Here is a 22,840-nt window from a genome sequence, read left to right as displayed (position 1 = left end):
GATCCGGCATAATGCACCCCGGGCGGGGCGGCCCTCAGCCGTCCTCGGGCCAATGCGCCGCCGCCTCCAGCAGGGCGCGCACCGTCTGGCGCAACATGTCGCGCGGCAGGATCACCAGCATCTTGGGCGCCGTCACCGCAAGGTCCACGTCCCCGGTTGCACGATTCGACGTGCCCACCTGTCCGTCCGGTGCAAAGTTAAGCCCCCCTATGGGCCAGCGAAGGCCGTCCGAAACGCCCTCTACCGCCCCCATCGGAAACAACGACAGCGGCGTGCCCTCGGGCAGCGGCAGACGCAGGGTCGGCGGCGCCAGGAAAAGCAGCTCCTCACGGCCCAGAAGGACGCAACGCCGCGCCGGCCGGCGCACCAGCGTGTTGCAGGCAGCCAGTTGATGATCAAGCCAGGCGCCCGAAAACCCCACGCCCAGGACCAGCGGCGCCGCTATATTGCGCAGGCACTTGTCAAAATCGGTGCTGTCCTGTTCGGGAATCTCGTGAATGACCTGCCTTGGCAGGGATGCCCGGGCCTCGGGCGACAGAGAGTCCATGTCTCCGATCACCGCCTCGGGCTTGAGCCCCGCGGCCAGTGCCGCGTCGGCACCACCATCGGCGGCCACCACCCTCGGGGCCAGTGCCAGCGCGTCATCCAGCGCCGCGCGCTGCCAGGCCGCACCGCCGATCAGCGTTACAGGTTCGGATGCCTCAACAATCATCTTTCCACCCCCCGATTTCCCCCCTGAAACGAAACAGAACACAAATACGACATGAAATGATACGCTTCATATCCAAGATTCGGGCGGCTTTCGTCGTGCAGGGCATGGTAAACCAGAATTTCGCGAGGACAGCAAAGTGAGCCTTTCATGGTCGGTACAAGTAAAATTCTAACTGTTTCCTACGGGACGTTCTCCTGCACGCTGGAGGGGTTCGACGACTCGTTCGAGACCATGAAGGCGATCGCGGAATATTTCCGGGACCTGGCGGCGGATGACCGTTACTTCGGCGCCGAGCCGCCAACCCCGGATGCCGAGATGCTGGCGCGTATCGCGGAACGCGAGATCGCCCGCCGCGTCGACGCCCACGAGGATCATGGCCGCATCGTTTTGCGGGCCGGTGACTCCGCACAGACCGACACGCCTGCCGACGCGGGGGAAAACGCCCCCCGGTCCGCGGACGCCCCCCCCGCCGGGCCGCCTGCTCAGGGCCCGGCGGAAGACCGCCCGGACAGCACCGCCGCGCTGGCCTCCGCCCCGCCGGACGCGGACAGCGATGACAGCGTTGCCGCGCGTCTGCGCCGGATCCGCGCCGTCACGGCCCATGCCGAGGTGCCCTATACATCGTTCGACGAGGACGAGCACGCACAAGCCTTCCTGGATATCACTGCCGCGGATCTGGATGCGGCGCTGCGTGCGGATGATGCAGCCGAAGACAGCACCGAAGGCGCCTACGACGATGACGGCATCGGCACGGAACCCACGCCCGAAACGCAAACCGAACCCGAAAGGGAACCGTCAGCCGAAACGCAACCCGAACCCGAACCCGAAGAGGTACCTGAAATCGAAACGGTACCGGAGTCCGAAACGGTGCCGGAACCTGAAACGGTGCCGGAAATCGAAGACAGCACCACCCGGCCAGGGCCGGCCATCGACTTCGAGGGTATCGAGGAAACCGCGCCTGGCCCTGACGCCGAGGGAGAAGATGACGACACGTCCGGCTGGGACGACGAGACCGTAGACCACGCCGGAGGCCCGGAATCCGACAGCCGGGAAATCGAGGACACTCTCGCGCAGCTCATGGCAGACGCCCTGAAAGACGAGGAAAAACCATCCTCCGATGACGGCACGCATGCCCTGACCGCACCCGGGCCGAAAACCGGAAGCGAAACCTCTGACGTCTTCGACGACGGCACCCAACCACCCGAGCCCGACAACACGACGGAACAAGCCGACCCGGAAACCGGCGCGCGTGAAACGTCCGTACGCCCGACCCCTGCCGCGCGGGTGGTCAAGATGAAGCGCAGCGATATTGACGCCGCCATCACCGGGAAAACCGGAGCCGGCGCGGACGACACGGAAGAGAAGGCCGATCACGAATCCGGGTCAGAGGCCGCCGGGGCGAGCGGGACGGTCCCGGCCGACAGCAGCCTCAGCCCCGAGGACGAGGCCGAGTTGCAACGTGAACTTGCCGCGGTTGAGGCGGAGCTTGGAGGCGACTCCGGCGCCGGCCCCGACACGCCGCATGACAAGGACGATGGCGCTTCCGCCGGCGATCAGCCCGCCGGCGACGATCCCAACGGGCAATCGCACGAGGGACGCAGCGCCAGCACCGATGTGTCACGGATGTTCGACGAAGCCGAACATCACCTTGAAACGCCCGATTCCCATGAACGCCGCGCCGCGATCCGCCATATGCGCAAGGCTGTCACGGCTGCCGAAGCCGAGAAGCGCGCTGGCCATGACATCAGCGGCGATGCGGATGACAAACCCTACAGGCTCGACCTGGCCGATGTTGTCGAACCGTCCGAAAAGCCCAATCGGCGCGAGCGCCCGGCGCGACAGGGCACCAGGCTCGCCCCGCTCAAGCTGGTGGCCGAGCAGCGCATCGACACGCCCCGCGACCCCGTGCAGCCGCGCCGCGTCGCCCGCGATCATGTGCCTGCCACCGATGCCTCCGGTGGCGAGACCTTTGCCGAGTTCGCCAACGCACAGGGGGCCCGTGAACTGCCCGAACTGCTGGAAGCCGCCGCCGCGTTCATGGCCGATGTCGAAGGCCGTACGCAGTTCTCGCGCCCGATGCTCATGCACAAGCTTCGCGAAGTGCAAAGCGACGGTTTCTCGCGCGAGGAGGGTTTGCGGTCCTTCGGTCAGCTCCTGCGCAGCGGCAAGCTCCAGAAGCTAAAGGGTGGCCGTTTCACCGTGACCGACGCGACCGAATACCGGCCCGCGGCCCGTAACGTCGGCTGATAACGGCGCGCGGACCGCGGAATTCGCGCGCGCGGACACAACGAACCGGCCCCACGCGCCCGCCCGTTCCGAACATCGCCCGCCCGGCTGCGGGTGTCGTGTTCGAAATCTTTGGAAAACCGGGACAAAATGTGCATTCCGTTCACGTCCCGGCCATGCTCGCCCTTTGCAATTCACGGGCGGCATGCCTATATTTGTAGTGTTCCGCAAGGAACTATGGACATAAACGCGCTCGAAATAAGCGGATCGGACCCGGGGGCGGTACCCGGCGGCTCCACCAGAAATCCTTTCGTTGGAGGGTATCAGGGGCCGAAACAGGATCGACGAACGTGTAAAGGGGTTGCTTTGTCCCGGTGAGATACCACCGTTATCGGTTCATCAAAGCATAATTGCCAACGACAATCGTGCTCCGGCCCTCGCAGCAGCGTAAGCTGTTGTAAAGGCCGAAACTTAAGCCCTTGCCTCTAGCAAGGTAAGGCGGGGTTCGCAGGCACCTGGCAACAGAAGCCTGCACTTTACCGGATCCTGCACGAGGGCAACGTCCCCGATCCGGCAAGCCGGCGAGGCCCGGTTTTTCATGACACTTCAATGACATCGCGCAAATCGCTTGCCTCTGTCGCGGGGGGCTATATGCACCCTTTCATGGCAAACGTCCCGGGATATCAGCTGTTCCGCACCTTCCTGCGTATTGGCCTTCTGTCTTTCGGTGGCCCCGCAGCACAGATCTCTCTCATGCACACTGAACTTGTGGACCGGCACAAGTGGTTGACGGAGAAGCAGTTTCTCGGCGCGCTCTCGTTCTGCATGTTGCTTCCGGGACCAGAGGCCATGCAACTGGCCACCTACGCCGGATGGCGGCTGCGCGGCGTGTCCGGCGGGCTGATCGCGGGATTGCTTTTCGTCATGCCGGGCGCCCTCGTGATTCTCCTGCTTGCCTCGGGCTATGCGTTCTATGGTCAGGTCCCTGTTATTCAGGCAGTTTTCGTCGGCATCAAGGCGGCGGTCGTGGTGATAGTCCTCCAGGCGCTCCTGTCGCTTTCCCGGCGCGCCCTGACCGGACGGGACAGCTGGATCCTGGCGCTTCTGGCCTTCGGTGCGATGTTCTTCATCGGCATTCCCTTCCCCGCCATCATCGCCACCGCCGCAATCTACGGCTACCTTTCGACAACACCGGGCGTGGCCGTTTCTGAACATGAGGAATGCGGCGCAGTAAATTGGTATGAAACGATAAAAACAATTGCCACCTGGGCTTCGTTATGGGCGGCGCCCGTGGTTGCCGCCTGGCTGGCAGGTGCGGCATTCCTCACCGAGATCGCGGTTTTCTTCAGTCAGCTCGCGATTGTCACTTTCGGCGGCGCTTATGCAGTTCTGGCCTACATGACCCAGGCGGTGGTTGAAACACATGGCTGGCTAAGTACCGAACAGATGATCGACGCACTTGGCCTCGCTGAAACGACGCCCGGCCCCTTGATCCTCGTGACGGTCTTCGTCGGGTTCCTCGCGGGGTTCGCCCAGGATGGCGCGGCAATTGCCGCAGCCGCCGCGGCGATGACATTGTGGGTCACCTTTACCCCTTGTTTTCTATGGATTTTCGCCGGCGCCCCTTATGTGGAACGGTTGCTGGCACAGCCGCGCCTAAAGGGGGCGCTGGCGGCGGTCTCGGCGGCCGTGGTCGGCGTGATCCTCAACTTGTCGGTCTGGTTTGCCCTGCATGTGCTTTTTGCCGAGGTGGGCCGGACCGGCCTCGGGCCCCGTCCGGATATCTCCAGTTTCTCGCCCTTGTCGGCCGTGCTCGTCCTCCTGGCCGCGGTGCTCCTTCTCTGGTTCCGCGTCCCGATGCTTGTCACCCTCCTGCTGACGGCGGCCGCGGCGGGTGCGGCGCACATGCTTGTCTGACGCGCGAATGCGCCGCCAGGTCTTTTGTTTTGGATCGAATCCCGTATGCTGCCTCGGGAACTCTACCGGGGGGCTGGATGACGCGCTCGATCGACTATGGAAACCTGATGCACCGCGCGATGCGCGGCCTCATACAGCAGGTCCTCTCGGATGTTCGCGACCACGGACTGCCCGGGGCACACCATTTCTTCATCACCTTTGACACGACCCATCCCGAGGCGCGGCTTGCCGACTGGCTGAAGCAGCGTTACCCCTCCGAGATGACCGTGGTGATGCAGCATTGGTACGATAACCTCGACGTCACGGACGAAGGTTTCTCGATCACGCTCAATTTCGGCGACGCGCCAGAGGATCTTTATGTTCCCTATGACGCGATCCAGACATTCGTGGATCCCTCCGTCGAATTCGGGTTACGCTTCGAAACCCAGGACGATGATGGCGATGACGACCCAGAGCAGATCGCCACCGATCAAGACCCGGACCCCGCACCGGATGACGAGCACCAGAGCGATGCGGAAATCGTCAGCCTTGACAGTTTCCGGAAGTGACCCGCCGCCGAGGGCGCATGCTGTCCACGTGAATTTTCCATGAAGTTCTTTGCCTGACCATTGCCCTTCCGGGTCGGTCTGCGTACCGCGTCGTCAAAGGGTGGATCGGCTGCGGGGGCAAGAGCATCATGGCCAGCGAAATCGGCATATTCCTTGGCGAGGTCTTGCGCAGGCCGGCCGAAGTGGTCGCAATCGCACCGTCGTCAGGCGCTGTTGCACGCCGCATGACCGAAGGACTGGAAGGGATGACCGGACCGGTGGTCGAGATCGGTCCGGGCACCGGCAGCTTCACCAAGGCCATTCTCGAACGTGGCATCGCGCCGGAACAGCTGACCCTTCTGGAAACGAATGCCCGGTTTTGCGAGACCCTGAGCAAAAGGTTTCCCCGCGTGCGGGTGCTCAACAGTCCGGCACAGGAAATTGCCGAAATCGGGTTGACCGGAATTGCCGCGGTGATCTCCGGGGTGCCGGTCCTGGCACGCCCCAGACTCCAACGCGAGGTGGTTGGCCGCGCCTTCGCGGTCATGACCGAAAACGGGTTCTTCACACAGGTCACCTACAGCCCGAACGCCCCTATCGGACCCGCCATGCAGCGCGAACTCGGTGTCATTGCGACCCGCCGCGGCGTGGTCTGGGCCAACCTGCCGCCGGCACGCGTGTTCGAATTCCGCCGCCGCCGACATTGAACTTTCCACCGCGTCAGGTATGACTTTGGCAAACCTTCCAGGAGAGCCGACGACATGACCGAGACCCGCACCGAGACCGACAGCTTTGGCCCCCTCGACGTTCCCGCGAACAAGTATTGGGGGGCGCAGACCCAGCGTTCGATCCTGAATTTTCCGATCGGCTGGGAAAAACAGCCCGTGGCGGTGGTTCGCGCGCTCGGCGTGATCAAGAAGGCCTGCGCCAGGGCCAATATCGATCTGGGCAAGCTGGACGAAGACCTTGGCGCCGCGATCATACAGGCCGCCGGCGAGGTCGTGGACGGCAAGCTGGACGAGCACTTTCCGCTGGTGGTCTGGCAAACGGGATCGGGCACCCAATCGAACATGAACGCCAACGAGGTGATCGCCAACCGCGCGATCGAGATCCTCGGCGGCCAAATGGGCAGCAAGGATCCGGTGCATCCCAACGATCACTGCAACATGGGACAGTCGAGCAACGACACCTTTCCCACCGCGATGCATATTGCCACCGCGATGACCGCCCGCGACGTGACCCTTCCGGGCCTGCGCAAGCTGCACGCCGCGCTTGAGGCGAAGGTCGCCGCGTTCGACGGGATCATCAAGATCGGCCGCACCCATACGCAGGACGCCACGCCCCTGACCCTCGGTCAGGAATTCTCAGGGTACGCCCATCAGGTGGCAATGGGTATCGCGCGGATCGAAGGAGCACTCGACCGCATATACGAACTGGCCCAGGGCGGCACCGCCGTGGGCACCGGGCTGAACACCACCAGCGGCTGGGACAAGACGGTGGCCGCCAACATGGCCGAGATCACCGGCCTGCCCTTCGTCACCGCCCCCAACAAGTTCGAGGCGCTTGCCGCCCATGACGCGATGGTCGAAATATCGGGCGCTCTCAAGACGGTGGCCGCGAGCCTCTTCAAGATCGCCAACGACATCCGCTTTCTGGGGTCCGGGCCGCGCTGCGGACTGGGCGAGCTGATCCTGCCGGAGAATGAGCCGGGGTCCTCGATCATGCCCGGCAAGGTCAACCCCACGCAGTGCGAAGCCCTCACCCAGGTCTGCGCGCATGTCATGGGCAATGACGCGGCGGTGGGTTTCGCCGGCAGCCAGGGCCATTTCGAGCTCAATGTCTACAAGCCGATGATGGCCTACAACGTGCTGCAATCCATGCAGCTTCTGGGCGATGCCAGCGTGGCCTTCACCGACAACCTGGTCGACGGGCTGGCCGCGGACGAGGCGCGGATCGACAAGCTGATGCGCGAGTCGCTGATGCTGGTCACCGCCCTGGCCCCCGAGATCGGATATGACAACGCCACCAAGGTCGCCAAGACGGCGCACAGGAACGGCACCACCCTGAAGCAAGAGGCGATCAACCTCGGCTTTGTTGACGCCGAAACTTTCGAGCGCGTGGTGCGTCCCGAAAACATGATCGGACCCAGGTGATGGGGGACAAGCCGGTCAACCTGAACCGGGTCCGCAAGGCCAGGGCGCGCGCCGACAGTAAGGCGCGGGCCGACGAGAATGCGGCGTCTTGCGGCCTCGGCAAGGCCGCAAGACGGGCACAGGCCGCCCGGGCCGACAAGGCGCGCGCATTCCTCGACCGCCACAAGCGCGGGGATGAATGAGCGGCCGGCCCGTCAAACGCTCGCTCACCCTGCGCGGCCATCGCACCAGTGTGTCGCTGGAAGAGGAATTCTGGCAGGCCTTCCGCGAGATCGCGGAGGATCGGAACATGCCCGTCAACGCGCTTGCCGCCGAAATCGACGCCGCCCGGGATCTGGAGTCCGGACTGGCATCGGCGATACGTATCTATGTCCTTCGGCACTGGCGACGGTAGCCGGCAATCCCGGTTGGACGCGTTGCGACGGTGGCGCCACAAAGAGGTCACCGCGGGCTGATGCGCAACCAGATCCCGTCCTGCCCGCGCACCGTCAGATGTGCCACGGGCATAGGCGGGCGGGTCGCGACGGTTTCAAAACGGTAGGACCGGACCAGCATCGACAGGAGCAGCGGCCCCTCGATCATCGCGAACCCCGCGCCCGTGCAGACCCTCTGACCGGCCGAGAAGGGAATATAGGCCTCCCGAAGACAGGACCGCCCGTTCCCGGTTTCGAAACGGTCGGGATCGAATTCGTCGGGACGCGTCCACAGCCTTTCATGTCGGTGCAGGTGCCACGAGCTGAGCACGATCTGAGAGCCCCTGGGTACGTCACGATCGCGGAAATGCTCAGGGCAGGCCGCTTCGCGCACCATCATAGGGACAGGCGGGTAAAGGCGCAGGGTTTCACGAAAGCAATCGCGTGAGACACGCAACCGGCCGACATCTGCAAAATCCGGCCACGCCCCATTGAAAATTTCCGACGCCTCGTGCGCGACCTTGTCCTGCCATTCAGGATAAAGGGCAAGCATGTACAGCGCCCAGGCCAGGGCCGAAGCGCTCGTTTCATGGCCGGCCAGAAAGAATATGGCAACCTGATCCACCATTTCGTCGGGCTCGAAACACGCACCGCTGACCGGGTCGGGCGTCGTCATGATCTTCGTGGCCAGATCATCGGGGGCGGTCCCGGCCTCGATCTCGGCCATGCGCGCCGTTGTCAGTTCCGCGATCAGGCGCCTTATGACTGCCGCGGTCCGCAGGGTCCGGCGCCGGCGGAGCCGTGGAAACCAACGCGGCAAGGGCAACAATGCCCCCAGGTTGACAACCGGTTGTGTTCTCTGGTGTTCGCGGAACGCATCGAAGACCTGCGCCGCGACAGAATGTTCAATCGGGATGGAGAAAAGGGTTCGGAAGATCACGTCCGCAGCAGCGTGGCTGGTATGCGCCTCGATTTCCCTCGGTTGGCCGTCGGCAAGCGTGGCCAGCCGCGAAACGGTGCCCTGACCGGCTTCAAGCATCGCGGGAAAGACATCACGCAAGCGCCCGCCCTCGAAGGCCGGGTCGATGATCCGCCGCTGGCGCTTCCAGGTTTCCCCGTTCGTGACGAAGACGGAATTGCCCAGAAGCGGCTTCAACCCTTCACGAACCCGGTCCGATTTTGGAAAATCGTCCGGCCGTTGACGCAGGACTAGATCCACAAGCGCGGGCTGGTTGCATAAATACGAGCGGAAGAACGGCGTCCGGAATTCCGCCATCCAGGCCCGGTAAAGGCGCGCGGGTTGGGCCGAAAGGACATCCTTGCGGAACAGGCGCAGGTAGCGCCACAGCGACACGCGCCCTTCTCGCGCCGGGGGTTTCGGGGGCAGCGTCATACCGTGATATCCGTGTAGCCGGAAACCGGCGTTTCAATCCTGCTGGGCGAGGATTGGCGACCCTTGAATCTGTCTGCCAGCGTCCGGGGACCGGCCGTGATGCGGAAATAGTCGTAGTCACCGGGCTGATCGAATGCACACAGATATTGAAAGTGCAGCCGGAAAAAGCGCCAGCGAAGCGCGCGCCACCGTTCGGGGCTGAGCGTTCGGGTGAATGCGGCCGAGATCACCACAGGCCACCGTTTGTCCCGTGCTGCGACCCCCGTGACCGCGACCGGATCGCAAAGCGCGAACGCGCATCCGTCGCCGGGCGCGGTCACATCTATCCATGTTACCTCGTCCCGCGCGGCAAGGTAATGCAGATCGGCGCGGAGACGGTTGGCATCGGGCAGGAATGAAACCATCGGCACCACCTGCCCGAGAGACAGAAACGAAAGGGCCGGTCCGTTCTCGGGCACTTTTTCCCCTCGAATCAGATCCGACAGACAGGAAACGGCCAGGTGCGCACCCGAAGAGTGCCCGACGACCAGAACCTCATCCACATCCTGCCGCAGGGCTGCCGAGATCTCGGAGCTGAATTCAGCCATGCGTGCCTCCAGTTCCGGCGGGTTCGCGCCGCGATGCCGTGCCGAATACGCGTAATCATGCATCAGGTAGTAGGCAAAGAACTTGTTGTCCTTCGATTTGAACCATGAAAGCACCACCCAGATCGTCCCGAGCCCCAGCAGAATCGCGGTCGTACCGGCGACCGGCCCGTTGGCCGGCAGCATGCAATCGCGCGGGCATGCCAAGGCGCCCCAGACCCACAGTAACGCCCGGCCCGCAATGTATCCCGCACAAATCGACAGCACCAACTGAACAAGAAGAAACCCGACAGGGTAAAGCGCCGCGATCACGGGGCCCTTTCGCAACCGCATGAGACGAAAGAGAGCACCGGACACAATGTATGTCCATGCCGTGCGCAGAAGCTGCAAGTAGGTCCCCGGGATACCCCTTTCCATGCTGTCGCGTACGATGTCGGACCACACCAGGACATCGAAATCGGCGGTGACGGCCATATCCTCGATCGTGGCGCTGACGTGCCAGCCATACCTCCCGCCACCCTGCTTCGGAGACAGGTGGATGTCGTGGCCCGAGACGTCGGCCTGCGCCGCCGCCTCCGCGCGGTAGAGCTCGCGGTAGCGGCGCGGGTGGATCGGATCGTACCCCGGTATGTAGAAAACCTGTCTGCGGCGAACCGCCCTGCCCGTCGAACTGCTCATGCCTCACCTCTCGCGCCGGAAGGCTAACGACGGTTTCTGGCAAGAGTAAGTCCTATCCGAGGAGCGCCAGAGACGGGAATGTTTCCAGAAGCCAGTAGGAGAAGTCAGAAAACCCTCCTGTCAGCATCAGAAGGCCGATAGTCCAGAGCAGAAGCCCCATGACCTTCTCGATCTGTTCCATGTGCCGTTTCATCCAGCCCATCAGCCCGTCCAATCGCGGCAGATATGCCGCCACGAGCAGAAATGGCACCCCGAGCCCCGCCGCGTAAACGGCGAGAAGGAGCGTGCCGCGCGTCACCGATGCCTCGGACGCGGCAAGCGACAGGATCGCGCCAAGCTGCGGTCCGATACAAGGGGTCCAGCCAAATGCGAACGCCAGCCCGAGAATGTAGGCCCCGAACGAAGATCCCCCCCTGTCACCGGCATCGAAACGGGCCTCCCGGTCAAGAAAGCCGATGCGATAGATGCCGATGAAGTGCGCCCCGAAGCCCATGACAAGAAGGCCGGCTATGGTATTGAAATAGTTCTGGTATTGCAGAAAGGCCGCGCCGACGGCCGACGCCGTGAAGCCAAGAAACAGAAAGACGGTCGACAACCCGAGAACGAAGAACAGCGCCGGCACGACGGCACGGCTCCGCGCGCTGGTTTCGTCACTGAGTTCGGTAAGGGTAACGCCGCTCATATAGGCAAGATATGGCGGCACAATCGGAAGGACGCAGGGACTCAGAAATGATATGATGCCGGCCACAAGGGCAACTGTCATTGCAGGAAGCAGGGCCGCGTCGATGATTTCGATTCCGAACATGGTTTGTCACATAGTCCATTGTTCGGACGCCGTCACGACGCAAACGGTCACAACCCTGTGGACAGGTTGAAACATGCGTCGTATTCCGCCCTCATGAGCAACTTGGACACCCTCGATGCGACCGGGCTCCTGTGCCCGCTTCCGGTCCTCAAGCTGCGAAAGCGGTTGAAACCCCTCCCGGCGGGCACCTGTATCCGGCTGCTGGCCGACGACCCGGCAGCGGCGGTCGACGTTCCGCATTTCTGCCGGGAAGCGGGCCACGACCTTTTGACCGTGACCGAGGAGTCGGAGCACACGATCTACCTGGTCTGCAAACGCGACGCTGAATAGCGACCGCACGCCACCCGCCGCCACCGGGGCAACCGGCCCGCCGGGCCGGATCAGCGACCCAGTGACCACCAACCGCGCCGCTTGGGGCGTTGGTCTTTGTCGTCCTGCGCGCCGACCGGTTCCGCCTTTTCTTCCGGTTTGTCATCGGGTGCGGCGGGTGTATCAGCCGGAAGCTCTTCCGCGTCCCCTGTCGCAGCGGGCACGGGCGCGGGCGCTGAAACGGCCTCCGTCGTATCGGACTCCACCGCAGCCGGTTCGGACGGGGACGTCGCCTGAGCCTTCCCTTCTGCCCCGGGGGCCGGATCATCCGCCGCGGCGGTATCTTCCTCGACCGCAGGCTTTTCCACCTTCTTGCGCCGGGAACGTGGCTTTGGCTTTGGCTTGCTCTCGGCTGCCGTCTCAGGGGCCGACTCGGCGTCGGTTCCGGATGCTGGCGCGGCCTTCTCCGCAGTCGTTTCCGGGCTGGATTCCTCGGAGGGGGGCTCTTCCGGTTCAGCCTTCTTGCGGGGTTTCCTTTTGCGTTTGGGTTTTGGCTTTTCGCCCTCGTCAGGGGCCTCTTCAGGGGTTTCCTGCGCCGGCTTGCCGCCTGCATCCTCGGTGGCTTCATCCGGCGCGGCATCGGTCCCGTCGTCGGTGTCGTCCGATTGCTGGCCTTCCGCCTGCGTGTCCTCCGCGCCTTCGGTTTTCGACTTGGAGCGGCGGCGGCGGCGGCGGCGGCGTTTCTTGGGCTTGGGGGTATCATCCCCGCCCTCCACCGGCGCGGGCTCGTCCTGCGCTTGTTCCTGTTCCGCTTCCTCGGGCGCGTCCTGAACATCGGACATCATGGAACTGTCCACCGATACCACCGGCGCGGCAACTTCAGGCACATTTCGCGTGGCTGTCTTGAACTTCTCAATGGCGAAATCCGGGCTGATCAACGCCGGGTCGCCCTCGATACGCACAGACAGGCCATACCGCTCCTCGATCTGGGCCACGTGCTCGCGCTTCTGGTTCATCAGGAAGTTGGCGATCCCGACGGGGCACTTGACCAGAACTTCGCGGGACCGGCGGCGCACGCCCTCTTCCTCGATCTGCCGCAGGATCGACAGCGAAAGGTTGTCATCGGACCGGATGAGCCCGGTGCCGTGGCAATGCGGGCATGGCTGGGTTGTCGCCTCGATCATGCCGGGGCGCAGGCGCTGACGGCTCATCTCCATCAGACCGAAACCGCTGATCCGGCTGACCTGAATCCGCGCGCGATCGGTCTTGAGGCGTTCCTTGACCCGTTTCTCGACCGCGGCATTGTTCTTGCGCTCATCCATGTCGATGAAATCGATGACGATCAGACCGGCCAGGTCGCGCAGGCGCAGCTGACGTGCCACCTCGTCGGCAGCCTCGAGATTTGTCTTGAGCGCAGTTTCCTCGATCGAACCTTCCTTGGTTGCCCGGCCCGAGTTCACGTCGATCGCCACGAGCGCCTCTGTCACACCGATGACGATATACCCGCCCGACTTGAGCTGCACGGTGGGATTGAACATGGCCGCAAGGTAGCTTTCGACCTGATACCGCGCGAAAAGCGGCATCGCGTCGTGATAGTTCTTCACGTTCTTGGCATGCGACGGCATGATCATTTTCATGAAGTCCTTGGCGATGCGGTATCCACGCTCGCCCTCCACCAGAACCTCGTCGATCTCGCGGTTATAAAGATCGCGGATCGAGCGCTTGATAAGGTCGCCCTCCTCGTAGATCTTGGCCGGCGCGATGGATTGCAGGGTGAGTTCCCGGATTTGCTCCCACAGCCGCTGCAGATATTCATAATCGCGCTTGATCTCGGTCTTGGTGCGCTTGGCCCCGGCCGTGCGCACGATCAGGCCCGCCCCGCGGGGCACGTCGATTTCCGTGGCGATCGCCTTCAGCTTCTTGCGGTCGGCGGCATTGGTGATCTTGCGGCTGATCCCGCCGCCCCGGGCGGTATTCGGCATCAAGACGCAGTAACGCCCGGCAAGGCTGAGGTAGGTGGTCAGCGCGGCGCCCTTGTTGCCGCGCTCCTCCTTGACGACCTGCACCAGAAGAATCTGGCGCACCTTGATGACTTCCTGAATCTTGTAGCGTCGCGGACGCGGCTTGCGCGGCGGGCGGATATCGTCCGGCCCGTCCTCGTCGGCAACCGTTTCTATGGAGGCATCGCGCGAGGTTGCATCAGGGGTCTTTGCGCCGGATCCGCCGTTCCCGTTGCCATTGCCGTCATCATTGGCCGCAGCCGTTTCGTCATCCCCGTTTTCAGCCTTGGAGCCGGCGTCATCGGATTGCGATTGCGCCCCCTCTCTTGCAGTTTCCTCACCCGCTTCATCGGCTTCAGCAGGTTCTTCGACGGGCGTGTCGGCGACCCGCTCCATCGGGGACTGGCCTTCCTCGCCGGTGTCACCGTCGAAATCTATCGTCTCCATCCCGGAAATCTCGTTGCCGTTGTCGTCGTCGCTGACAACCGCATCGTCCGAGCGTGATTTTTCCGCCGCCGACTTCGAGCGCGACCTTGAGCGTCGCTTGGGCTTTTCCTTCTCTTCATCCTCGTCACCCGCCTTCAGTGCATCGGCATAGGCGCGTTCCTCTTCCAGCAGGGCCTCTCGGTCAGCCACCGGAATCTGGTAGTAATCGGGATGTATTTCGGAAAAGGCGAGAAAACCGTGCCGGTTTCCCCCGTAATCGACAAATGCCGCCTGCAGGGACGGTTCGACGCGGGTTACCTTCGCGAGATAGATATTACCGGCAAGCTGCCGTTTGTTTTCGGATTCAAAGTCAAACTCTTCAACCTTGTTTCCGTCGACCACCACGACGCGGGTCTCTTCCGCGTGAGTGGCATCAATGAGCATTTTCTTGGACATGATTTCCGTGTGCGCCCGGCGCGTGCCGCCACCCCGGGAGGAGCGGCGCACCGAAACGGGCGTCTGTCATGGGCGATGGCGGGCGCAGAAAAGGCGGGGCGCTTCGTGGCCCCCGTTTGCATACCGGTTTTCTGCGTCACGCATTGCATCGCGTTGCTTCTCCGGCGCCCCGGGAGGCGCCCATTCAGATCCCGACCCACCCGTCAGAAAGGGCGGCAGGAATTCGTGAGACCCTTTACAGAGGGTCTGATCGGTCTGTTCAGAAGTGCCGGAAGATTTCCCTACAAATGTCTGAAACAGCGAATATCGTAATGGGGTCTCGACACGACCCCTTGCCTGAGCATTTAATGCCTCATGGCCCCCGATTACAATGGTGAAATTCCCGTCCCCCGGCCGGGGTGGAAATCAGATGTAGTCCGCGCGCTGCAACCCGTACTTCGCCATCTTCTCGTTCAGGGTGCGCCGGGGAAGGCACAATTCGTCCATGACCGCCGCGATGCTGCCGCGGTGCCGGCGCATGGTGTTGTCGATCAGCATCCTTTCGAACGCCTCCACATATTCCTTGAGCGGCTTGCCTTCGGTGGTCATCACCGGGCGCATCTCCTGATGATCCGTCATGAGAAGCGAAACGATCGTCCCGCTGCCCCGGCGTGATTGCAGGACAGCACGTTCGGCCACGTTGAAAAGCTGCCGGACGTTGCCCGGCCATGGCGCTTGAAGGAGCTGCGCAGCCTCCTGCGCGCTGACCTGTGGCGGCTCACAGCCGTAATCCGCCGCGAACTGTTCGGTGAACCGGGTGAAGATGGTGAGGATATCCTCGCCCCGCTGCCGCAGCGGCGGCACCGTGATGCGCAGCGCGGCAAGCCGATAGAAAAGATCGGCCCTTAGCGCGTCCTCACAAGTGCGGCCTTCGTCCTGAAGGTTGCTGATCGCGACGATCCGGGTCTCGGGCGGCGTCCCTTCGTCATTCACGAAACTGAGCAGCCGGGCCTGCGAAGCGTCGCTCAGCGTCTCGATATCCTCAAGCACAAGCGTTCCGCCACGGGCTTCCTCGACCGCGGGAAGGTAGTTGTCTTCCGGCATGACCGGCCCGAAAAGGCGCTTGGCAAGCGCCTCCTCCTCCAGCGATGCACAGGATACGAGGACAAATCTCTTGCCCGCGCGCGCGCCCACGGCGTGCAGGGCATGCGCGACCAGCGTCTTGCCGGTTCCGGTTTCGCCGTCAATCAGCACGTGACCATCTGCCTGCCCGAGATCTAGGATGTCTTCCTTCAGGCGTTCCATGACCGGGCTGGACCCGATCAGCTTTTCCATCAACTGCCCGCCATCGCTGAGTTCGCGCCGCAAGGCGCGGCTGTCCAGTGTCATGCGCCGGACGTGGCTCGCCTTCTTGGCCAGCTCGTTCATGCGATCCGGGTTGAACGGCTTTTCCAGGAAGTCATAGGCACCGAGGCGCATCGCCTCGACGGCCATCGGCACGTCTCCGTGGCCGGTGATCATGATAACCGGAAGAGAGGAGTCCGTGCTCATCAACTTCTTGAGGAACTGCATGCCCCCCATGCCCGGCATCTTGATGTCGGTCACCACTATTCCCGGATAATCCGGGCCAAGCACGCGCAGCGCGTCCTCGGCGCTCGCGAAGGTTTCGGTGTCATACCCGGATAGGGCCAGCCACTGGCTGATTGACTGGCGCATGTCACGTTCGTCATCAATTATGGCAATCTTGGTTGCGTTCGGCATTGTCCCATTACTCCGCTGCACGGGTTTCTTCCGGCAAGATGGGAAGCTGAACCTCGAATACAGCCCCCCCATCGGCGGCATTGCGCGCCGTCAGGCGCCCGCCAAGGTCGTTCACGATACCCGAGGAAATGGCAAGCCCCAACCCGACGCCGTCGCCGGGTTGCTTGGTCGTGTAAAAGGGCTCGAACAGGTTCTCGATATCCTGGATTCCCGGTCCGTTGTCCCGAACCGTCAGCATCGCCGTTTCCCCGGCGGCCAGGAGAATATCTATTTGCGCCTCTTCAACATTTTCGGTGGCGTCCATCGCGTTGCGCAGAAGATTGATCATCACCTGCTCGATCCTGAGCCGATCCCCCATGACCATGACCGGGTTTTCAGGCAATGTCCGGTTGATATTGACCTGTCGGCTGCGCAGTTGCGGCTCCATCATCGCCAGCGCCGAGGCAAGGGCATCGGCCAGGTTGACGGGTTCAAGCGCGTCACCCCCGTGCCGGGCATAGGATTTCAACTGCCTGGTGATCGCCCCCATCCTTTCGAGAAGGTCATCAATGCGCTGAAAGGAGGAAAGGGCCTCTTCGGGGCGATTGCGGCTCAGCAACAAGCGCGCACCGGCCAGGTAGGTCTTCATCGCTGCAAGCGGCTGATTGAGCTCATGGCTCACCGCCGCCGACATCTCCCCGAGGGCGGCGAGTTTCGAACTTTGCGCGAGCGTCTGCTCAGCGACGGCGAGGTTTTCCTGTACCCGTTCACGTTCGGCGATTTCCCGCTGCAGGCGCGCGTTCAATGCGCGAAGCTCCGCCGATTCCCTCTGGAACACGGCCATGCGCACCGCGGTCTTTCGGCTGAGAAACCAGAATGCCCCGGCCAGGAGAATCGCAAAGCCCATGATCTCCAGCGCCAGAACGCCGTTAACCTTTTCGCGGACACTGGCATAGGTGGTGAAGCTGGCAATCCGCCAGCCGCGGAACCCGACCCGTCCGGTGACCCGCATCACCGCTTCGCCCTGCACATAGGCATCTGCCGGCAATGCGGTCCAGTCCGCGGTTGCCTGGATGGCGCGTTCGATCGCGCTGCTGACCGGTTCGCGTTCCAGCGCCTCGCCTTCGGTCAGGCCGCGCCATCGCGGCTCCGTCGCCAGGATGATCCGTCCGGTGCTGTCGGTCACCATGACGGCGTCGGAAATCCCGGCCCAGGCGCGCTCGTATTTTCCCAGGTCGACCTCGACAACAATGACGCCGGCAAGATCGCCGTTGCTTTCAATGCGGCGTGCGTAATAGAAGCTGTACTGGCCGGTTTCTTGCTCCAAGAGCTTGAAAACAGTGTCTTTCGATCTCTGGGCGTCGACGAAGTAGGGGGCTTGCCGGTGGGATTCCCCGAGCGAACCGCGCTCCGTCACCGCGACCGCGCGACCATCGGTATCCAGCAAAGTGAGCGACGCCGCGCCGATTTCATCCAGAAAGGATATGAGCCGCTGCGTGGATTGCGAATAATCACCAGAATTCAAGGCCGCGATGAGCGCGGGATCGCGGGCGAGAAGCTGTGGCACGATGGCATTCTGGCGCAGTTCACTCTGAAGATTGCCGCTGTAGAGAACAAGCCGCAGTTCCGCCCGGTTGCGCGTCGTTTCGGTGAAACGGTCGGTCAGAAAACGATTGGTGACATAGACCACCACCGCCGCCAGGATCAGCAAAAGCAACAGGGCGAGGCGCGCCCGCCACCCGGTCGTGCGCGCCCGTCGGACCGGTACGGGGGCCGAAGCGTCACTCATTTCGAAAATCTAGGCCCGTCCACGCCGTCCCTCAAGCCCTCATGCGTGGGCCAGAGCCGCTGCCAAACCGGAAAAGAAGCTCGCACCGTCCGTCCCGCCATGCATGGGATCGGCCATACGTTCGGGATGAGGCATCATGCCGAGCACACGGCGGTTCTCGGACACGATGCCCGCGATGTCATCGACCGACCCGTTGGGGTTGTCGAGATACCTGAACACAACGCGGTCCTGATCGTCGAGCCACTTCAGCGTGTCCGCATCGGCGAAATAGTTGCCGTCATGATGTGCCACGGGGATCGTGATCTCGTCACCGGCGGCATAGCCACAGGTGAAGGCGCTATCCGCGGTCTCGACCCGCAATCGCACAGTCCGGCAGACATATTTCAACGCCGCGTTCCGCAGCAGAACCCCCGGCAGCATCCCGGTTTCCGTCAACACCTGGAACCCGTTGCAGATGCCCAGTACGTAACCACCGCGCCCGGCATGTGCTATGACGGATCGACATATCGGGGAATTCGCCGCGATCGCACCGCATCGCAGGTAATCGCCAAAGGAAAACCCCCCGGGAATTCCGACAACGTCCACCCCATCCGGCAGCGCCGTATCCTTGTGCCAGACCATCGTGACCCGCGCACCGGCTTGCCTGAAGGCGACCGCCATGTCGCGATCGCAATTGGAGCCGGGAAAGACGATCACCGCAGCATGCATCACTCCATCTCCACGCGGTAGCTTTCGATTACCGTGTTGGCCAGCAACTTCTCGCACATCTGCGTCACGGTTTCCTCGGTCGTGTCTTCGGCCAGATCAAGCTCTATCACCTTGCCCTGCCGGACCCCTTCGACGCCATCGAACCCCAGACTTCCAAGCGCGTGACGCACCGCTTCGCCCTGCGGGTCGAGAACACCCGCCTTCAACATCACATAGACACGTGCCTTCATTTGCGCGCCTTTCCCTTTTGCACCGGCTGACGGAAACAGCGGTCAGTTGATCAGTGTGGGCCGCGCCATCGGAGTGGCCCCCTTGGGCATCACGCCCAGACGTGTCGCGACCTCCGTATACGCGTCGGTCAGGCTGCCCAGATCCCGGCGAAAGACGTCCTTGTCCAGTTTCCGCCCGGTGGCAATGTCCCACAAGCGGCAGCTGTCGGGGCTGATCTCGTCCGCGACGATCAGCCGCTGGAAATCGCCGTCATAGACGCGGCCGATCTCGATCTTGAAATCCACCAGGCGAATGCCGACCCCGTACATGATGCCGGACATGAAATCATTGACCCTCAGCGCCAGGCTGAGGATGTCGTCCATATCCTGCTGGCTGGCCCAGCCGAAAGCCGCGATATGCTCTTCGGTCACCAGCGGGTCGCCAAGAGCATCATCCTTGAGACAGTATTCCACGATCGGACGGGGCAATTGCGCGCCCTCCTCCATGCCGAGACGCGAGGCCATGCTGCCGGCGGCGTAATTGCGCACGATCACTTCCAGCGGCACGATCTCGCAGGCGCGGACCAACTGCTCGCGCATGTTGATGCGGCGGATGAAATGCGTGGGCACCCCGACATTGTTCAGGCCGGTCATGAAATATTCCGAAAGCATGTTGTTGAGCACGCCCTTGCCCTCGATCACATCCTTTTTCTCGGCGTTGAACGCGGTGGCATCATCCTTGAAATACTGCACGACCGTGCCCGGCTCGGGGCCCTCGTACAGCGTTTTGGCCTTGCCCTCGTATATCTTCTTGCGCCGCGCCATTTTCACTCCGTCGCTCGCCGGCGGCGGCTCCACGCCACACGCCTGCGCCCTCTTAGTGCATGGGCGAGAGTGTCGCAAGGCGCGACGGGGGACTTGCCCTCGCGAGCATTGGCCTGCATACCAATAACAACTGAAACTCCTTCTTCGGGGGAAAACCAATGACCACATTCGACGACCGTGAAAATGCTTTCGAAAACAAGTTCGCGCATGACGAGGAAATGAAGTTCCGTGCCGTTGCGCGTCGCAACAAGCTGCTTGGCCTCTGGGCGGCGGAACTGATGGGCAAGACCGGCGACGACGCCGATGCCTATGCCCGCGAGGTGGTGAAGGCCGATTTCGAAGAGGCCGGCCACGAAGACGTTGTTCGCAAGGTGGCCGGTGACCTCGGCGATCTGGCGGATCCCGACACCATCCGCGGAAAGATGGACGAACTTCTTCTCATCGCCAAATCGCAACTGGTCAAGGAAGACTGACCGCGTCGGCAGTCCGGCACGCCTGAGCGTTCCGCGCGGCGCCGACCGGAATCATGCTCAGGATGATCATGAGCACTCTTCGATTGCGCGCGCTTTGCCCGCATGCGAAGTGGCCCGGACAGGGAAGGGAACAGATATGGCCAACGCTTTGTCCGACATGCTTGCCCGGCGCGAGTGGCTTCTTGCAGATGGCGCCACCGGGACAAACCTGTTCAACATGGGACTGGAATCCGGAGACGCTCCGGAGATGTGGAACGAGGATCATCCCGACCGTGTCAAGCGCCTCTATTCCATGGCGGTCGAGGCCGGCAGTGACTTGTTCCTGACCAATTCCTTCGGTGGCAATGCCGCGCGGCTGAAACTGCATGGCGCGCAGAAACGGGCCCGGGTCCTGTCGCGGATCGCGGCCGAGATCGGGCGCGAGGTTGCAGATACGGCCGATCACCCGGTCGTCGTGGCCGGATCGGTCGGGCCGACGGGCGAGATCATGGCACCGATGGGCTCGTTGACGCACGACCTGGCGGTCGAGATATTCCACGAACAGGCAGAGGGCCTCAAGGAAGGCGGCGCCGACGTCCTGTGGCTGGAAACGATATCGGCACCGGAAGAATACACGGCTGCGCAGGAGGCGTTCCGCCTCGCGGCAATGCCATGGTGCGGAACAATGAGCTTCGACACTGCAGGCCGGACCATGATGGGGCTTACCTCGGCCGACATGGTGACACTGGTCGAAGGGCTGGATACCCCGCCGCTGGCGTTCGGCGCCAATTGCGGCGTCGGGGCATCCGATCTGTTGCGAACCGTGCTTGGGTTCGTTGCGCAAGGCACCGAACGGCCGATCATCGCCAAGGGCAATGCCGGCATCCCGAAATATGTCGACGGCCATATCCACTATGACGGCACGCCCGAGCTGATGGCCGAGTATGCGGTCCTCGCCCGCGACGCGGGGGCCACGATCATCGGCGGGTGCTGCGGCACGATGCCCGAGCACCTGCGCAAGATGCGGGACGCGCTGGAGACCCGGCCGCGCGGCGAGCGGCCGACACTCGAGCAGATCACCGACACGCTTGGCGCCTTCTCGTCCGCTGTCGATGGAACCGGAAAGGATGAAGGCCCGGCCCCGCGACGCAGGCGCCGCAAACGCGGCTGACGTTCATGGTTTCACGAGCGTGAAACCACGATCCGGCGCAACGCACTCCAGAGATACATATCCCGGCGGATCGGAACCCTGTGGCGGTGCGGAACCTAACATGCTGACCGCTCCGAAGCCCCTATTCGAGAAACGTCAACTGGTCCCCGATCCGCGGTGGCGGCGCAAAGAGATCGCATCGCAGCGGCGGCAAAGTACGGTCAAGCCCGTGCTGTCGCGCCGCACGTTGAAACCGACGGGCGATCATCCGGGCATAAGGGCCGTCGCCGCGCATGCGCCGGTGCCATTGCGCATCGTAGTCGTTGCCTCCGTGCATGTCACGGACAAGACCCATGATCCTGCCCGCGCGGTCAGGGCAATTGGCCTGAAGCCACTCCCGGAACAGCGGTGCCACCTCCAGCGGGAGGCGCAGTATAATCCAGCTTGCCGCGGCCGCGCCTGCCATTTTACCGGCCGCGAGCAACGCTTCGATTTCGTGATCGGTCAGGCCGGGTATCAGCGGCGAAGTCATGATGCGGACGGGAACCCCGGCCTCTGACAATTTTCGCACAGTCTCAAGCCGGCGTTCGGGCCGGGGCGCACGCGGTTCCAGACGGCGCGACAGGTCCGGGTCCAGGGTGGTAATCGAAATGCCGACACGCGCCAGCCCACGATCGGCCATATCGGCAAGAAGTCCGATATCCCTCTCGATCAGGGTGCCCTTCGTCACGATCGCGACGGGGTGCCCGAAATCCCGCAGCACGCCCAGGCAGGCCCGCGTGATCCCGTGCTCCCGCTCGATCGGCTGGTAGGGATCCGTATTGGTGCCGATCGCGATCGGGCGAGGCGCATAGCCCCGTCTGCGCAATTCCGCCGACAGGACCTCGGGCGCCTTGGGGCGCGCGATGAGACGGGTTTCGAAATCAAGGCCGGCCGAAAGCCCCAGCCAGGCATGGGTCGGGCGGGCGAAACAGTAGATGCATCCGTGTTCACAACCACGGTAGGGGTTGACCGACCGATCGAACGGCAAGTCCGGCGATCGGTTATAGGTGATGATGCTGCGCGGCGTCTCCGGATCGGTACGGGTGCGCAAGACCGGCCGGGTCGGTGATGTGTCCCCCCCGGGCCAGCCATCATCCTCAAAAAACGTCGCGTGGCGTTCGTGGCGTCCCGCCGCGTTGCCGAGCGCGCCCCGCCCGGTCACGCGCAGTGCGGGATCAACCGTGGATCTGTCGTGAGTGCCGGTCATTGCCATGCAGTTATAGAACAAAAAGGGAACACATGCAACAGACCCATGTTAGCCATGAAAACTATTCCGGCCCCCCGCGGTCAAAACCGCGCTATAAGTCGGAACAGGGGCGGGCCATGTCGCAATCCGGACAGTGCCGC

Annotated in this window: 21 protein-coding genes and 1 other RNA gene; 11 read left to right on the top strand and 11 right to left on the bottom strand. The window is 63.1% G+C overall.

Annotated elements, in window-relative coordinates:
• Positions 1-34 precede the first annotated feature (34 nt).
• Positions 35-712: a thiamine diphosphokinase gene (locus DQW77_RS06065; protein WP_113257301.1), complete on the bottom strand. Its 678-nt coding sequence runs from the start codon at positions 710-712 to the stop codon at positions 35-37.
• Between the two features lie 147 nt (positions 713-859).
• Between DQW77_RS06065 and DQW77_RS06060 the strand changes: the two genes are divergently transcribed.
• From DQW77_RS06060 to DQW77_RS06025, 8 genes are all read left to right on the top strand, one after another.
• The gene (locus DQW77_RS06060) at positions 860-2,959 is read left to right on the top strand and encodes a hypothetical protein (RefSeq protein ID WP_258523714.1); all 2,100 of its coding nucleotides are present in this window, start codon (positions 860-862) and stop codon (positions 2,957-2,959) included.
• A gap of 162 nt (positions 2,960-3,121) precedes the next feature.
• Positions 3,122-3,474: a transfer-messenger RNA gene (ssrA, locus tag DQW77_RS06055) on the top strand.
• A 115-nt stretch (positions 3,475-3,589) separates the two neighbouring features.
• Entirely contained in the window at positions 3,590-4,855 is a 1,266-nt protein-coding gene (gene chrA, locus DQW77_RS06050) for a chromate efflux transporter (protein ID WP_404947925.1), read from the top strand.
• A gap of 77 nt (positions 4,856-4,932) precedes the next feature.
• Positions 4,933-5,403: an SspB family protein gene (locus DQW77_RS06045; protein ID WP_113257299.1), complete on the top strand. Its 471-nt coding sequence runs from the start codon at positions 4,933-4,935 to the stop codon at positions 5,401-5,403.
• Between the two features lie 128 nt (positions 5,404-5,531).
• Complete coding sequence (locus DQW77_RS06040) at positions 5,532-6,089, top strand: class I SAM-dependent methyltransferase (RefSeq protein ID WP_113257298.1); 558 nt, start codon at positions 5,532-5,534, stop codon at positions 6,087-6,089.
• A gap of 54 nt (positions 6,090-6,143) precedes the next feature.
• The gene (fumC, locus tag DQW77_RS06035) at positions 6,144-7,535 is read left to right on the top strand and encodes a class II fumarate hydratase (protein WP_113257297.1); all 1,392 of its coding nucleotides are present in this window, start codon (positions 6,144-6,146) and stop codon (positions 7,533-7,535) included.
• A complete protein-coding gene (locus DQW77_RS06030; RefSeq protein ID WP_113257296.1) occupies positions 7,535-7,717 on the top strand; it encodes a DUF4169 family protein in 183 nt (60 codons plus the stop codon). The genes fumC and DQW77_RS06030 overlap by 1 nt, the downstream gene beginning before the upstream one ends.
• Positions 7,714-7,929 carry a ribbon-helix-helix domain-containing protein gene (locus tag DQW77_RS06025; RefSeq protein ID WP_113257295.1) on the top strand — a complete coding sequence of 72 codons (216 nt, stop codon included), beginning with the start codon at positions 7,714-7,716 and terminating at the stop codon, positions 7,927-7,929. Before DQW77_RS06030 ends, DQW77_RS06025 begins: the two co-directional genes overlap by 4 nt.
• Positions 7,930-7,976: 47 nt before the next feature.
• Here the strand turns inward: DQW77_RS06025 and DQW77_RS06020 are convergent, their stop codons facing one another.
• The 3 genes from DQW77_RS06020 to DQW77_RS06010 are packed head-to-tail and all read right to left on the bottom strand — an operon-like array spanning position 7,977 to position 11,408.
• Positions 7,977-9,341, bottom strand: a complete 1,365-nt coding sequence (locus DQW77_RS06020) for a cytochrome P450 (RefSeq protein WP_113257294.1) — start codon at positions 9,339-9,341, stop codon at positions 7,977-7,979.
• Positions 9,338-10,603, bottom strand: a complete 1,266-nt coding sequence (locus tag DQW77_RS06015; protein ID WP_113257293.1) for a hypothetical protein — start codon at positions 10,601-10,603, stop codon at positions 9,338-9,340. The genes DQW77_RS06020 and DQW77_RS06015 overlap by 4 nt, the downstream gene beginning before the upstream one ends.
• Before the next feature lie 52 nt (positions 10,604-10,655).
• Complete coding sequence (locus DQW77_RS06010) at positions 10,656-11,408, bottom strand: cytochrome c biogenesis CcdA family protein (protein WP_113257292.1); 753 nt, start codon at positions 11,406-11,408, stop codon at positions 10,656-10,658.
• A 93-nt stretch (positions 11,409-11,501) separates the two neighbouring features.
• On the opposite strand from DQW77_RS06010, the gene DQW77_RS06005 reads away from it, so the two are divergent.
• Positions 11,502-11,738 carry a sulfurtransferase TusA family protein gene (locus DQW77_RS06005; protein ID WP_113257291.1) on the top strand — a complete coding sequence of 79 codons (237 nt, stop codon included), beginning with the start codon at positions 11,502-11,504 and terminating at the stop codon, positions 11,736-11,738.
• 50 nt (positions 11,739-11,788) lie between these two features.
• Here DQW77_RS06005 and DQW77_RS06000 read toward each other — a convergent pair whose 3' ends face one another.
• The 6 genes from DQW77_RS06000 to purC form a co-directional block, all read right to left on the bottom strand.
• A complete protein-coding gene (locus tag DQW77_RS06000) occupies positions 11,789-14,599 on the bottom strand; it encodes a ribonuclease E/G (RefSeq protein WP_113257373.1) in 2,811 nt (936 codons plus the stop codon).
• Positions 14,600-15,004: 405 nt separating this feature from the next.
• Positions 15,005-16,339, bottom strand: a complete 1,335-nt coding sequence (locus DQW77_RS05995; RefSeq protein WP_113257290.1) for a sigma-54 dependent transcriptional regulator — start codon at positions 16,337-16,339, stop codon at positions 15,005-15,007.
• Between the two features lie 7 nt (positions 16,340-16,346).
• Positions 16,347-18,107 (bottom strand): ATP-binding protein, encoded by a 1,761-nt coding sequence (locus DQW77_RS05990; RefSeq protein WP_113257289.1) that lies wholly within the window; start codon positions 18,105-18,107, stop codon positions 16,347-16,349.
• A gap of 39 nt (positions 18,108-18,146) precedes the next feature.
• Positions 18,147-18,815 carry a phosphoribosylformylglycinamidine synthase subunit PurQ gene (gene purQ / locus DQW77_RS05985; RefSeq protein ID WP_113257288.1) on the bottom strand — a complete coding sequence of 223 codons (669 nt, stop codon included), beginning with the start codon at positions 18,813-18,815 and terminating at the stop codon, positions 18,147-18,149.
• The gene (purS, locus tag DQW77_RS05980; RefSeq protein WP_113257287.1) at positions 18,815-19,045 is read right to left on the bottom strand and encodes a phosphoribosylformylglycinamidine synthase subunit PurS; all 231 of its coding nucleotides are present in this window, start codon (positions 19,043-19,045) and stop codon (positions 18,815-18,817) included. Before purS ends, purQ begins: the two co-directional genes overlap by 1 nt.
• 42 nt (positions 19,046-19,087) lie before the next feature.
• On the bottom strand, positions 19,088-19,849 hold the full coding sequence (purC, locus tag DQW77_RS05975; RefSeq protein WP_113257372.1) for a phosphoribosylaminoimidazolesuccinocarboxamide synthase: 762 nt from the start codon (positions 19,847-19,849) through the stop codon (positions 19,088-19,090).
• A 158-nt stretch (positions 19,850-20,007) separates the two neighbouring features.
• On the opposite strand from purC, the gene DQW77_RS05970 reads away from it, so the two are divergent.
• The gene (locus DQW77_RS05970; protein ID WP_113257286.1) at positions 20,008-20,322 is read left to right on the top strand and encodes a DUF1476 domain-containing protein; all 315 of its coding nucleotides are present in this window, start codon (positions 20,008-20,010) and stop codon (positions 20,320-20,322) included.
• A gap of 136 nt (positions 20,323-20,458) precedes the next feature.
• Entirely contained in the window at positions 20,459-21,472 is a 1,014-nt protein-coding gene (bmt, locus tag DQW77_RS05965; RefSeq protein WP_113257285.1) for a betaine--homocysteine S-methyltransferase, read from the top strand.
• Positions 21,473-21,593: 121 nt separating this feature from the next.
• Here bmt and DQW77_RS05960 read toward each other — a convergent pair whose 3' ends face one another.
• Positions 21,594-22,700 (bottom strand): PA0069 family radical SAM protein, encoded by a 1,107-nt coding sequence (locus DQW77_RS05960; protein ID WP_113257284.1) that lies wholly within the window; start codon positions 22,698-22,700, stop codon positions 21,594-21,596.
• Between the last annotated feature and the right edge of the window lie 140 nt (positions 22,701-22,840).

It is taken from the genome of Roseovarius sp. TE539 (assembly GCF_003298505.1).
In the GTDB taxonomy this organism is placed as follows: domain Bacteria; phylum Pseudomonadota; class Alphaproteobacteria; order Rhodobacterales; family Rhodobacteraceae; genus Roseovarius.
The sequence above is the reverse complement of the archived record's forward strand: the minus strand, read 5'-3'. Positions and strand labels throughout refer to the sequence as shown.